10 protein-coding genes and 1 pseudogene are annotated in these 13,298 nt (G+C 67.5%); 9 read left to right on the forward strand and 2 right to left on the reverse strand.

The window, feature by feature from the left end; all coding sequences use genetic code 11:
- Nucleotides 1-94 precede the first annotated feature (94 nt).
- The 4 genes from QF040_RS03125 (at nt 95) to QF040_RS03140 (ending at nt 4,497) form a co-directional block, all read left to right on the forward strand.
- Nucleotides 95-550: an aconitase X swivel domain-containing protein gene (locus tag QF040_RS03125; protein WP_429609802.1), complete on the forward strand. Its 456-nt coding sequence runs from the start codon at nt 95-97 to the stop codon at nt 548-550.
- Nucleotides 547-2,247 (forward strand): dihydroxy-acid dehydratase, encoded by a 1,701-nt coding sequence (locus tag QF040_RS03130; protein WP_429609803.1) that lies wholly within the window; start codon nt 547-549, stop codon nt 2,245-2,247. Before QF040_RS03125 ends, QF040_RS03130 begins: the two co-directional genes overlap by 4 nt.
- 127 nt (nt 2,248-2,374) lie before the next feature.
- Nucleotides 2,375-3,502, forward strand: a complete 1,128-nt coding sequence (locus QF040_RS03135; protein WP_429609804.1) for a porin — start codon at nt 2,375-2,377, stop codon at nt 3,500-3,502.
- Nucleotides 3,503-3,525: 23 nt separating this feature from the next.
- Nucleotides 3,526-4,497: a Bug family tripartite tricarboxylate transporter substrate binding protein gene (locus tag QF040_RS03140; RefSeq protein ID WP_307685481.1), complete on the forward strand. Its 972-nt coding sequence runs from the start codon at nt 3,526-3,528 to the stop codon at nt 4,495-4,497.
- On the opposite strand, the gene QF040_RS03145 is transcribed toward QF040_RS03140, so the two are convergent.
- Both QF040_RS03145 and QF040_RS03150 read right to left on the reverse strand, forming a co-directional pair.
- Nucleotides 4,484-5,404, reverse strand: a complete 921-nt coding sequence (locus QF040_RS03145; RefSeq protein ID WP_429614606.1) for an aldo/keto reductase — start codon at nt 5,402-5,404, stop codon at nt 4,484-4,486. The genes QF040_RS03140 and QF040_RS03145 overlap by 14 nt on opposite strands.
- Before the next feature lie 80 nt (nt 5,405-5,484).
- A complete protein-coding gene (locus QF040_RS03150; RefSeq protein WP_429609805.1) occupies nt 5,485-6,615 on the reverse strand; it encodes an ABC transporter substrate-binding protein in 1,131 nt (376 codons plus the stop codon).
- Between the two features lie 109 nt (nt 6,616-6,724).
- Here QF040_RS03150 and imuA point away from each other — a divergent pair, with 109 nt between their 5' ends.
- The 5 genes and pseudogenes from imuA (at nt 6,725) to QF040_RS03175 (ending at nt 13,286) form a co-directional block, all read left to right on the forward strand.
- Nucleotides 6,725-7,531, forward strand: coding sequence for a translesion DNA synthesis-associated protein ImuA (gene imuA, locus QF040_RS03155; protein WP_429609806.1), 807 nt, complete (start codon nt 6,725-6,727; stop codon nt 7,529-7,531).
- Nucleotides 7,500-8,849 carry a Y-family DNA polymerase gene (locus QF040_RS03160; RefSeq protein ID WP_429609807.1) on the forward strand — a complete coding sequence of 450 codons (1,350 nt, stop codon included), beginning with the start codon at nt 7,500-7,502 and terminating at the stop codon, nt 8,847-8,849. The genes imuA and QF040_RS03160 overlap by 32 nt, the downstream gene beginning before the upstream one ends.
- Nucleotides 8,842-12,214 (forward strand): annotated as a pseudogene (locus QF040_RS03165) (error-prone DNA polymerase). The gene QF040_RS03160 and the pseudogene QF040_RS03165 overlap by 8 nt, the downstream one beginning before the upstream one ends.
- 78 nt (nt 12,215-12,292) lie before the next feature.
- Entirely contained in the window at nt 12,293-12,550 is a 258-nt protein-coding gene (locus QF040_RS03170; RefSeq protein WP_429609808.1) for a hypothetical protein, read from the forward strand.
- A gap of 1 nt (nt 12,551) precedes the next feature.
- The gene (locus tag QF040_RS03175) at nt 12,552-13,286 is read left to right on the forward strand and encodes a hypothetical protein (RefSeq protein ID WP_429609809.1); all 735 of its coding nucleotides are present in this window, start codon (nt 12,552-12,554) and stop codon (nt 13,284-13,286) included.
- Nucleotides 13,287-13,298 lie beyond the last annotated feature (12 nt).

The raw sequence follows: 13,298 nt of genomic DNA on the forward strand, positions 1-13,298 counted from the left end.
GGGGGAGGGCAGGGGTGGGGGCATGCGGCGCACCCATCGAGCGCTCTGCCAGCCCCCATCCCAACCTTCCCCCGAAAGGGGAAGGAGCAAAACCATGAGCGCGATCGCAGACAACACATCCACCCTCGTCATCCGCGGCCGCAAGGTCGTGGGCGGCGTCGCGGAAGGCGAGGCGCTGGTCACGCGCGACCGCATCTCGGGCTGGGGCGGCATCGATCCGCGCACCGGCACCGTCATCGAAACGCGCCACGAGCTGCGCGGCCAGAGCTTCGCCGGCAAGGTGCTGGTGTTCCCGGGCGCCAAGGGCTCATCGGGCTGGTCGGCGATGTTCCACATGACGCGGCTCATGAACTCGGCGCCCGCCGCATTCCTGTTCAACGAGATGACGACCAAGATGGCGCTGGGCGCCGTGGTCACGCACTCGCCCTCGATGACCGACTTCGAGCGCGACCCGCTCGCCTGCATCGAGACCGGCGACTGGGTGCGCGTGGATGCCGACCGCGGCGTGATCGAGATCACCAAGAAAAAAGATATCGGAGACCGCCCATGACCCGCCCCCTGCGCAGCAACTTCCCGCGCGGCTCCTATCTCTGGTCGGTGCGCAATGCGCACTGGCGCGCGCTCGGCATCCCCGAAGAGGATTGCGAGAAGCCCAAGATCGCCATCGTCAACAGCTCCTCGGAGCTGGCCGCGTGTTTCAGCCACCTCGACAAGGTGGCGGCGGAGATCAAGACCGCGATCCGCGCGGCGGGCGGCGTGCCGTTCGAGATCCGCACCGCGGCACCCAGCGACTTCATCACCGGCGCGGGCGCGCGCGGCGCCTACATGCTCGGCGCGCGGGACCTCGTGACCAACGACATCGAAGTGGCGGTCGAAGGCGCGCAGCTCGACGGCATGGTCTGCCTCACCTCGTGCGACAAGACGGTGCCGGGGCAACTCATGGCGGCGGCGCGGCTCAACATTCCGACGCTGCTCGTGCCCTGCGGCTACCAGCCCAGCGGCGAGTACCGCGGCAAGCACATGGACATCGAGGAGGTGTTCATCGGCGCGATGCACGCCGTGACGGGCAACCTGCCGGTGGAAGAACTCGTGGGCATGAGCCGCGAGGCGATCCGTGGGCCGGGCGTGTGCTCGGGCCTGGGCACGGCGAACTCGATGCACATCGTTTGCGAGGCGCTCGGCATGGCCTTGCCCGGCAGCGCGCCGGTCGCCGCGCTGAGCCCGAAGATGATGGCCGACGTGCGCGCGGCCGGCACGCGCATCGTGCAGATGGTGCTGGACGACCTGAAGCCGCGCGACATCCTCTCGCCCGGCGCTTTTGCCAACGCGGTTCGCGCGGTGCTGTCCATCGGCGCTTCGCTCAACACGGCCAAGCACCTGCAGGCAGTGGCGACCGAAGGCGAGTGCGGCGTCGATGTGTACGGCCTCTTCGAAAGCCTCGGCCCCACGACGCCGGTGCTGGCCGGCGTGCGGCCCATCGGCGAGCATTCGATCGAGGCCTTCGAAGCGGCGGGCGGCTGCCGCGCGCTGATGAAGCAGCTCGCGCCGCTGCTCGACACGGGCGCGCTCACGGTCACGGGCGGCACCGTCGCCGACAACCTGCGCGATGCCGAAGTGAGGGATGCCGAGGTGATCCGCCCCATCGACCGCCCGGTCGCGCCGCTGCCGGCCATCGTGCTGCTGCGCGGCAATCTCGCGCCCGAGTCGGGCCTCATCAAGACCGGCATCGCCGAGCGCAAGGTGCGGCGCTTCACCGGCCCGGCCGTGTGCTTCTGGACTTCGGACGCCGCCATTGCCGCACTGAAGAACCACGAGATCGTGCCCGGCCAGGTGGTCGTGATGCGCGGCGCCGGTGCGTGCGGCGGCCCGGCCATGGGCGGGGGCGCATCGCGCGTGGTCTTCGCGGTCGATGGCGCGGGCCTGGGCGACCAGGTCGCGCTGCTGACCGACGGGCATCTCTCGGGCCTCGTGTGCAAGGGCCTCGTGGTGGCCGAGGTGTCGCCCGAAGCCGCGCTCGGCGGGCCGCTCGGCCTCGTGCGCGACGGCGATGTGATCACCATCGACCTGGACGCGCGCCGCCTCGACATCGCATTGACCGATGAAGAGCTCGCCGTCCGCCGCGCCGACTGGCAGGCGCCGCCACCGGCCTTCGACACGGGTTGGCTGCAGCAGTACCGGCGCAACGTGAGCCCGCTGTCCAAGGGGGCCGTGCTCGTGCGCACCGAGCGCCCGCAACCCGCCAGCTAGATCTTTTCAGACCCCGGCTTCGCCAACCGGTGCGCACTCCCACGCGCACCCGGTGGCGCAGCCCTGCGCGCGATTTCCGAGTGATCCCAGAGTTTTCAACCCAAAAAAGAGCAGGAGACAAGAAACCATGAAGAGACTTTTGATGTGGTCGGCCATCGGTCTCGCCAGCAGCGGTGTGGCGCATGCGCAATCCAGCGTCACGCTGTTCGGCGTGGTGGATCTGGGCGTGCAGTACACGAAGGGCGAGGGCGGCGGCTCGGTCAAGGCGCTGTCGAACGGCGGGCTCTCGACCAGCCGCATCGGCTTTCGCGGCTCCGAGGATCTGGGCGGCGGCCTGCGCGCGGGCTTCTGGCTCGAAGGCAGCCTGAATCCCGATCTCGGCACCGGCAGGCCAAGCAACACCAACAACCAGCCGAGCGGCGCCGGCACCGCGGGGCCGATCACCTTCGACCGCATGTCCTTCGTGAGCCTCTCGCACGATTCGCTGGGCGAAGTGCGGCTGGGCCACGACTTCATTCCGACGCACTACAACAGCATCTACTTCGACCCCTTCAACGCCAACGGCGTGGCGCGCGCGGGCAACCTCACCTTCGCGGGCGCGGGCACCGGGCCGCTGCCCACGGCCATCACCGGCAGCAACACGGTGAGCTACTGGCTGCCGGCCAAGCTGGGCGGCTTCTACGGCATGGCGATGATCGGCACCGGCGAGAACGACTCCACCGCGCCGAACCGCGACGACGGCAACTTCGGCGGCGCGCGTTTCGGTTTTGCCTCGGGCGCGTTCGACATCGCGGCGGCCGTGACGCGCACGCACTTCAATGCCACCTCCACCATCGGCAACTACACGCACGCCAACATCGGCGGCACCTGGGATGCGGGCTTCGCGAAGTTCTTCGCGCTCTACAACAAGGTGACGGTGAAGCTCGCGACCGGCACGGTGCGCAAGAACACCGCCGAGATCGGCGCGCACATCCCGGCCTTCGAGGTCGGCCGCATCCGCCTGAGCTACGCCTACCTGGACGACCGCAGCGACGAGAGCCTGCGCAACGCCAACGGCATGCCGCGCAACCGCGACGATGCGCGCCAGTTCGGCATCGGCTATGTGCACAACCTCTCCAAGCGCACCGCGCTCTACGGCACCTACGCGCGGCTGATGAACAGCGGGCAGGCGCGCTACGTGGTGAGCGGCGGCGTGGCGCCCGCCGGTGGCAAGCGCTCGTCGGGGTGGGAGTTCGGTGTGCGGCATCTCTTCTGATCTCTTTTGAAAAGGAGCCTTTCATGCGACGCAGAGACCTGGCCCTTGCGGCCGTTGCCGCCCTCACAACGACGGTGCTGCCCGGCACGGCGGCCTGGGGCGCCGATGCCTATCCGAACAAGCCGCTGCGGCTGATCGTCGGCTTCGCGCCCGGCGGCGGCGCCGATGCGCTCACGCGGATCATTGCGGAGGGCTTGTCCAAACAGCTCGGCCAGCAGGTGATCGTGGAGAACCGCCCGGGCGCCGACGGCGTGCTCGCGGCGCAGGCCACTTCATCGGCCAAGCCCGATGGCTACACGCTGCTGATGGGCACCAACACCGCGATGGTGGCCGCGCCCACGCTGCGGCCGACCTCGCCCTACGACCCGTTCAAGGCCTTCACGCCGATCAGCTCGGCCGGGCAGTTCTCGATGTTCCTCGTGGTGCCGTCGAGCCTGCCGGCAAAAAGCGTCAACGAGCTGCTGGCGATGGTGGCCGCCAAGCCCGGCGCCTACAACTCGGCATCGAGCAACAGCGCCTCGGAGCTGGCAATGCTGCAGTTGCTGGGCGACCGCAAGGTGGTCAACGCGCGCTACAAGGGCGACATGCAGGCCATGACCGACCTCCTGGGCGGACAGATCCACATGATGTTCACCACCGGCACGCTGGCGCCGGGCTTCGTGAAGGAGGGGCGCATCCGCGCGCTGGTCACGCTGCTGCCGCAGCGCAGCGGCCTGCTGCCCGATGTGCCGACGGGCGGCGAGCTGGGGCTGGGCAAGCTCACGATCACGCCGTGGGCCGGCTTCTTCGGGCCGCCGGGCTTGCCGAAGGAGATCACGGAGAAGCTCTCGCAGGAACTGCAGAACACGCTCAAGCGGCCCGACGTGCATGCGCAACTGGTGCAGCAGGGCTTCGAGGGCTACGGCATGAGCCCCGCGAAGTTCACCGAATTCTTCCGCACGCAGTACGACGCCTTCGGCGCGACGGTGCGGGAGCACAACGTCAAGTTCGAATAGCGGCGGCTTCGCGGCGCCAGAAGGCCGCATCGGGGAAGGTGCCTCTGCCGGCCGCGGCGTTGTCGGCCATGTGCTCGGCGCGGCTCGTGCCGGGAATCGTGCAGGTCACGGCCGGATGGCTCAGCACGAACTTCAGCAGCACCTGCGCCCAGCTCGTGCAGCCGATCTCGCCGGCCCAGGCGGGCAACGGCTTGTCGCGCAGGCGCCGCAGCAGTCCGCCGCCGCCGAAGGGCATGTTGACGATCACCGCCACGCCGCGCTCGGCCGCGAGCGGCAGCAGGCGCTGTTCGGCATCGCGCGCGTCGAGCGAATAGTTGATCTGCACGAAGTCGAGCTTCTCGGCCCGCAGCACGGCCTCGACCTCGCCGTAGGCCGAGGCGGTGTAGTGCGTGATGCCGATGTAGCGCACGCGGCCTTGTTCCTTCCAGCCGCGCAGGGTGGCGAGGTGGGTGCGCCAGTCGACGAGGTTGTGCACCTGCATCAGGTCGATCTGTTTGGTGCGCAGCCGCGCGAACGACTGCTCCATCTGCGCGACGCCGGCCTCGTGGCCCGAGGTCCAGACCTTGGTGGCGAGAAAGGGCTTGGTGGGGGGCTTGGTGGCGGCCAGCAATTCGCCGGTGGTTTCCTCGGAACGGCCGTACATCGGCGAGCTGTCGATCACCGTGCCGCCGGCCGCGAAGAGCGCCTCGAGCACGCCGGGCAGGCGCTTGTACTCGTCGGTGCCGGGGCGCTGGTCGAAGCCGATCCAGGTGCCGCAGCCGACGACCGGCAGGGCTTCCTTCGTGGAGGGAATGGGACGGGTGGTCATCTGCATCGCGGGCCTGCCTGGTTGCTGCTGGGCGAAGGAGGGGAGCGCGGCGCCCGCGCAGAGGGCGGCACCGAGCCGCAGCAGCTGCGCACGCGTCACTGCGGGAAGGTGGGGCTCGTTCGTGGTGGGCGTCGTCACGAACGAAATTCTGCGCCCGCCATGCTGCCGGGCGGAAGCCCTCAGCGCAGGTAGCGCCCGTCGGCCTTGAGCATCGACAGCTCGGAGAAGGTCAGTCCGCGGTGCTCGCCGGGCCGGTACGACACGGCGATGCCGCCGATGTCCAGCGTCTTGAACGACTCCAGGCCCTTCTGCAGCGACTCGGGCGTGGGGTTCGCGCCCGCGCGCTTCAGGCCCTCGACCATGACCTTGGCCGCGACGTAGCCCTCCAGGCTCGCGTAGCCGAATTCGTTCATGCCGATCTTCTTCATCGCCGCCTGGTACTCGGCGATGACGGGCATCGCGCTGTTCCACGGGTAGGGCACGACCTGCGAGATGACAACGCCGGCCGCGTCCTTCTTGATGTCCTGGAAGAGCTTCTGGCCGTTGAGGAAGGAGAACGAATAGAAGGCCGTCTCGCCGCCCGCCGCGCGGTAGGCCGTGATGAACTTGGCCGCCACATCGTTGGTGGCCGACAGCACCACCGCCTTGGGCTTGAGCTTGGCCAGCTCGGCCGCGCGCTCGGCCGCGTCGGAGCCGTCGTTCTTGATCGCCACGCTGCCCACCATCTTGTCGCCGCGTTCGGCAATGAACTTCTGCGTGCTTTCCATCGCCGAGCGCGCGCCGGGGTTGTCGTTGTGCGCGAAGGCAATGCGCGAGAGGCCGATGGTGAACAGGTGGTTCACGATGCGGCTGTATTCCTCGTCGAAGCTGATGCGCACCGGGAAGCTGTAGTCGTTGAATTTCACCACCGGGCCCGCGCCCGTGTAGGCGCCAACGACCGGGATCTTCAATTCGTTGGCCGCCTTGATCGCGCCGACCGCCGACGAAGTGCCGATGGGCATCAGCACGCCGATGGCGCCGTCCTTCGCGAAGGTCTTGACGTTCTCGGCGCCCTTGGCGGGGTCGTAGGCGTCGTCGAGCTGTCGCAACTCGACCGGCCGGCCGTTGATGCCGCCGTTCGCGTTCAGCGTGGTGAACATGGCACGGATGCCGACCAGCGGCTCGGTCGAGAGCGACGCCAGCGGGCCGGTCTGCACGAAGGTCTGGCCGATCAGCAGGGGTTTACCGGTCTGCGCATGCGCCGAAGCAGACAGTCCGAGAACGAAGGCGGCAAAGGCCGAGGCCAGGAATTGAATCTTTTTGTGTGTCATGGTCACAAACTGTTAACAATTAATCTTAAGGGGCGAAGTCCTCCGAGTAAATCGATCTCCGGTTGCGGCTCAGGAAATACTGTATAAAAATACAGTTAAAACTCCGATCATGGGCCTTCCTTTCCTCGACTCCTTTTCCGCCGCCGCGGGCCGTGGCGTCTGGCATGCCGACGAACTCGGCCTGGCCGACGCGCAGGTCGTCGCCACCGGCCATGCCGCGCTCGACGCCGAGTTGCCCGGCGGCGGCTGGCCGGTCGGCGCGATGACGGAGCTGCTGCAAAGCGCGCCCGAAGCGCATGTCTGGCGGCTGCTGCTGCCCGCGCTGGCGCAGGCTGTGGAGGCGCGCGGCGGGCCGGTCGTGCTGATCGGCGCGCCCTACGAGCCCTGCGGGCCGTCGCTCGCGGCGCAGGGCCTGCCGGTGGAGGCGCTGATGTGGATCAAGAGCGATGCGCCACCCGCGCGCCTGTGGGCCTGCGAGCAGGCGCTGCGCTGCGCGGACGTGGCCGCCGTGGTGGCGTGGCTGCCGCAGGCGCGCGTGGGCGAACTGCGGCGGCTGCAACTGGCCGCCGCGCAGCATGACGTGATGCTCTTCGTGTGCCGGCCCGAGTCGGCCGCGCGGGGCGCTTCGCCCGCACGGCTTCGTCTTCAGGTGGAAAGCTGCGCCGCGGATTCTTCGCAGATCGAGTTGCACATCCTCAAGCGCCGCGGTCCGCCGCTGGCCGCGCCGGTGATGCTGCCGGCGCGCAACGAGCGCATGACGGCGCTGCTCGCCGCCGCCCGGTTGCGCCGCAAGCTGCGCCTGCAGCAGCAGGGCACGGTGCCGGTTGGCGACACGGCAACGTCCGCAACCGTGGTCCGCATCGACGCGTGGAAAGGAGGCCCCAATGCACTGGATCGCATTGCGGTGGTCGCTTGACGCCGACGCGCCCGACGCACCGCAGTTGCCCACGCCCGAAGCGCTGGGCTGGTGGGCGCTGGAATACACGCCGCACGTCGCCTGGCAGGACGAGGCGCTCATGCTCGAAGTCTCGGCCTGCGAGCGCCTCTGGGGCGGGCGGCTGCAACTGATGCGCCAGCTGGTCGCCGCGAACCCCGCGCCCGATGTGCGCATGCTCGGCGCGCAGGGCGCCACGAGCCTGATCGCGCTTGCGCGGCTGCGGCTGTTCGAACGGCAGGAAGAGCGCCCGAAGGACATGCCGGCCGGCCTGCCGCTGGACACGCTCACCGCCGCCCGCCCGCACCTCGACCTGCTCGCGCGCCTGGGTTGCCGCACCTGGGGCGAGGTGGCCGCCTTGCCGCGCGGCGGCCTCACGCGGCGCTTCGGCACCGAGCTGCGCACAGCGCTCGACACCGCCTGGGGCCTGCGCCCCGAGGGCCACGACTGGCTCACGCTGCCCGATGTGTTCGAGCAGAAGCTGGAGCTGCCCGCGCTCGCCGAGACCGCGCCCGAACTCATGTGGGCGGCCAACCGTTTGCTTTCGGCGCTGCAGATCTGGCTGCGCGCCCGCCAGCGTGGCGCCCGCGCGCTCGAGCTGCAGTGGACGCTCGACCTCAAGCGCTTCAACGGTGTGAACCTGCCGCCGCACCAGCAGGTCACCGTGCGCACCGCCGAGCCCACGCAGGACCTCGCGCACCTGCGCCGCCTGCTGTCCGAAAAGCTCGCCCTCACCACGCTCGCGGCGCCCGCGAGCTGGCTCAGGCTCCGCACGCTTGAAACCGATCCGTGGGCCGGCGCCAGCACGAGTTTTCTGCCCGAGGACAACCGCAAGGGCGACAAGCTGCACGAGATGGTCGAGCGCCTGAGCGTGCGGCTCGGCGCGCATCAGGTGGTGGTGCCCTGCGCCGAGGCCGATCACCGGCCCGAGCGCAAGCAGGCATGGCGGCCCGCGTTGCAGAAGGACAAGGCCGCGCCCGGCAAGGCGCGCAAGGAAGCGAAAGCCGCAGCCTCGCAGCCCGATGCGATCTATCCGCCGTGGCTGCTGCCCGAACCCGTGTTGCTCGAGATGGACGGCGAGCGCCCGTGCTATCGCGGCCCGCTGAGCAAGCTGGTCGGCCCGCAGCGCGTCGAGGCCGGCTGGTGGGGCGGCAAGGAAGACGGCGGCCAGCCGGCGATGCGCGACTACTACGTGGCCGAAAGCCCCGAAGCCGGGCTGGTGTGGATCTTTCGCGAGCGGCATTCGGCGCTGTTTTCTTCAGGCGAAGTGCGCTGGTACCTGCAGGGGTTCTATGCCTGACCTGAGTGCCAAGGAAGAGCGCAAGCGCCAGCCTGCCAAGGTGCATGCGCTGCCGGTTCCGTTGCGGGTACGGCCAACCTCGGTGCTGCCGCGTTATGCCGAGTTGCATTGCCTCACGAACTTCAGTTTCCAGCGCGGCGCCTCGACCCCAGAGGAGTTGGTGGAACGCGCCTATCAACTCGGCTACGACGCGCTAGCCATCACAGACGAATGCTCTGTGGCCGGAATCGTGCGTGCGTATGTGGCCTTGCGAGACCTGCCCTCCAAGCTGGAGGCGTATGAGCGCAAACATCCCGACGAGCCGAAGATTCCGCGCAACCCTGGATTCCGGCTGCTCTTCGGCAGCGAATTCCGTTTCGAGCGCTTCAGGCTCGTAGTGATCGCGAACGGCGCACAAGGCTGGGGCAACCTCTGTGAATTCATCACGGCTGCGCGTAATACCGAGCTGCCCAAAGGGAAGTACCGCGTGAGCTGGGAGGGCAGCGATGTGGCTTCACTGCAGGACTGCCAGATTCTTTTCGTGCCGCACCGCGAGCCTGGCGCAGGCATCGAGATGGCCACGCTGCAGGAGGACCTGGCAGCCGCAAAGGCCTTGTACGGTGGCAACTTGTGGCTGGCCGTGGAAATGTTCAATGAACTCGACGACGACCTCTGGTTCGTCGCGCTGATGCAAGCCGGCGAACAAGCCGGCGTGCCACTCGTAGCAGCTGGTGACGTACACATGCACGGGCGTGGCCGCAAGTCGGTGCACGACGTGCTGACGGCCGTGCGCGAAGGAAAGACAGTCGCTGAATGCGGCTTTGCACTGCAGTCGAATGCCGAGCGGCATCTGCGGCTACGCATGCAACTGGCCGGGCTCTATTTGCCCGGAATGCTGGAGAACACGCTGGTGGTGGCCGAGCGATGCAGGTTCGATCCGCAAGAAATTCGCAAGAGCTACGAGTACCCGCTCGAAAGCGTAGGCAACGGCGAGACGCCGGCCCAGACGCTGGTGCGCAAGACGTGGGAGGGCGCGCTCGAAAAATATCCGCTTGAAAGATATGCCTCGGGAATTCCGCAAAGCGTCTGCCAGCAGGTCCATAAAGAGTTGGCTCTCATCATTCAACTCAAGTACGAGATGTTCTTCCTCACAGTGGAAAACATTGTCAGCTTTGCCAAATCGAAAGGCATTCTTTGTCAGGGGCGTGGCTCGTCGGCCAACTCGGCAGTCTGCTTTTGCCTTGGCATTACCGCCATCAACCCCGACAAAGGAACGCTGCTGTTCGAGCGATTTCTTAGCCGTGAACGCAATGAGCCGCCCGACATCGATGTCGACTTCGAGCACCAGCGGCGTGAGGAGGTCATCCAGTACATCTACGACAGATATGGCCGCGAGCGCGCTGCCATTGCCGCCGTCGTCATCTGCTATCGATCCCGCAGCGCCTTGCGCGACGTGGGCAAGGCCATTGGTATCGATGAACGATTAATCGATGAATTCGCCAAGGACCACTACTGGTTCGACGATGCCGTGCTCGGCGAGCAGTTGAATGCGGCATGCAAACGTGCAGGCGTGCGGGAAGACGAACTCAAGCTCGAACAGTGGATAGAGATGACGCAGCGGCTCAAAGGCTTCCCACGTCACCTGAGCCAGCACGTAGGAGGCTTCGTTCTTACGCACACCCGGCTCACGCGGTTAGTACCGGTCGAGAAAGCCTCAATGGAAAACCGCTCAGTTATCCAGTGGGAAAAAGACGACCTCGAAGCCATGGGAATGCTCAAGGTTGATGTTCTCGCACTTGGCATGCTTAGCGCCATCCGCCGCGGGCTCGATCACATGAACCGGTGGCGGGGCTCGATGGTGCAGATGCATCAGATCCCCAACAACGATCCGAAGGTGTTTGACATGATCTGCGATGCCGACACTATCGGCGTGTTTCAGATTGAGAGCAGGGCGCAAATGTCGATGCTGCCGCGCCTGAAGCCGCGTACTTATGACGACCTTGTGATTGAGGTAGCGATCGTGCGGCCAGGGCCTATTCAGGGGGGCATGGTGCATCCATATCTCAAGCAGCGTGAGCGAGTACGCAAGGGTTTGCCGATCGTCTACGAAAACGACGATCTCAAACCTGCGCTGGCGCGGACCCTCGGCATCCCGATCTTTCAGGAGCAGGTGATGCAGATCGCCATGATCGCGGCCAAGTTCACGGCCGACGAGGCCGATCAACTGCGTCGCGCGATGGCGGCGTGGAAGCGCAAGGGCGGCCTCGAAGAATTTCAGGAGAAGCTCGTCAAAGGCATGACGGACAACGGCTACAAGCTCGAATTCGCCGAAGCCATCTTCAAACAGATCCTCGGCTTCGGCGACTACGGTTTCCCCGAGAGCCACGCCGCGAGTTTCGCGCTGCTGGTCACCGTGAGCAGCTGGCTGAAGAACTACGAACCCGCCTGCTTCCTCGCCGCATTGCTCGACTCGCAACCCATGGGCTTCTACAGCCCTTCGCAACTCGTGCAGGACGCGCGCAGGCACGGCGTCGAGGTGCGGCCGGTTGATGTCACGCACAGCGATTTCGACACCACGCTCGAGGCCCGCGCGCCCGATGCGCCGCGCATGCCGCCAGGCACCGACGCGCGCTACGCCCAGCGCCTGGGCAACGAGAACCAGCCCGCGGGTGCGGCTCGGGCTGAACCGCATTTCAGGCCTCTCCAAGGAAGGTGTCGAACGCCTGCTGAAAGCGCGCGCTCAATCGCCCTTCACCAGCACCGAAGACCTCGCCCTGCGCGCCGAACTCGACGGCAAGGACATGGCCGCGCTCGCCGCGGCCGATGCGCTGATGTCGCTCTCGGGCCATCGCCGCCAGCAGGTGTGGGACGCCACGGCGCAGCGACGCTCGCCGGCCTTGCTCAAGGGCGTGCCGATCAACGAGCAGGTGCTGCTGCTGCCCGCGGCGCCCGAGGGCGAGGAGATCGTCGGCGACTACGCATCGCTCGGCCTCACGCTGCGCCGCCATCCGCTCGCGCTGCTGCGCCCGTGCCTTTCGCGCATGAAGCTCATGAGCGCGGAGGAGTTGCGCGCGCAGCCCACCGGCCGCACCGTGCGCGCCTGCGGCATCGTCAAGGGCCGGCAGCGGCCCGGAACGGCCAACGGCACCATCTTCGTCACGCTGGAGGACGAGACCGGCAACGTCAACGTGATCGTCTGGAGCCATGTCATCGACGCCTGGCGCGAGCCGCTGCTGAAATCGCACCTGCTCGCGGTGCAGGGCACCTGGCAGCGCGACGACGACAGCGGCGGCAAGGTGCAGCATCTGGTCGCCACCGGCTTCAAGGATTTGACGCCGCTCATGGGCCGGCTTGCGCAGAGCAACATCAGCCGGGATTTCCATTGATCGAGCGCGCAATGCGACGGATGCAACCGATCGTTCCACGCCTCGCGCCTCCCACGACTTTTCGCTAACCTGTTCCCCATGTCCGCACTCGCAATCGCACTAGCCCCCGACCGTGACCCCCTCGTCGCCATGCCGATCGGTCCGCCGCCGCCCGCGCCCGACGTGCCGATTCCCGTACCACCTCCACCACCACCTCCCGAGGGCGATCCGCCGCCGGTCGTGCCGCCGGTCACCGACCCGGGATTTCCACCGCCGGTGGTGGAGCCTCCGCCGATGCAGACCGGCGGGAGCAACAGCAACAGCAACAGCAACAGCAACAGCAACGGCAATGGCTGAAATGGCGGACGCGACTGCCACGGTGCCTTTCGGCAAGCTCCACGCGCGGCGCCTGCGCGAGATCTACCGCTCGGCTGGCTGGCCGTGCTGCGACGCCATCGAGGTCGAGCTGCTGGCCGGCGGATTCCTCGAACGCGTGCGCACATCGCATGGCCACGAGACCCTGCGCGTGACCGACGCCGGCATTGCCCGCATAGCGACCACGCTCACCATCAACCGCGCGGCGCTGACGCCGCACGAGGCGCTGGTCGAACGCGTGGCGCGCGAGATGACGCGCGGCGGCCGCATCGCATGGCGCGGCCTCGGCCTGCGCGCGCGCCTGCCGCCGCTCGAAGAGGGCGGAAAGCCGCGCTGGTGCATGGCGCGGCCCGATGTGTTTTCGATCCGCAACACCAGCGTCGAGGCCTATGCGCACCCGATCGTCCACGAGGTGAAGGTCAGCCGCGCCGATCTGCTGGGCGACCTGCGCAAGCCCGACAAGCGCGCGGCTTATCTCGATCTGGGCGGCGAGTGCTGGTACGTGCTGGGCAACGACGCGCGCGGCCGCTGCATCGCCACGCCCGAGGAGATTCCGGCCGAGTGCGGCGTGCTGGTGCTCGAAGGCGAGCGCCTCGTGGTGGCGCGGGCCGCGGTGCATCGGCCGATCGAGCGCATGCCGTTCGCAGTCTGGCTGGCGCTGGCCAAGGCGCAGCCGATTTCGGGCTTCGACGAGGATGTGCAGGACATGCTGATCTAGCGGATCAGCCCG

The organism is Variovorax sp. W2I14 (assembly GCF_050435205.1).
Taxonomy (GTDB): domain Bacteria; phylum Pseudomonadota; class Gammaproteobacteria; order Burkholderiales; family Burkholderiaceae_C; genus Variovorax; species Variovorax paradoxus_C.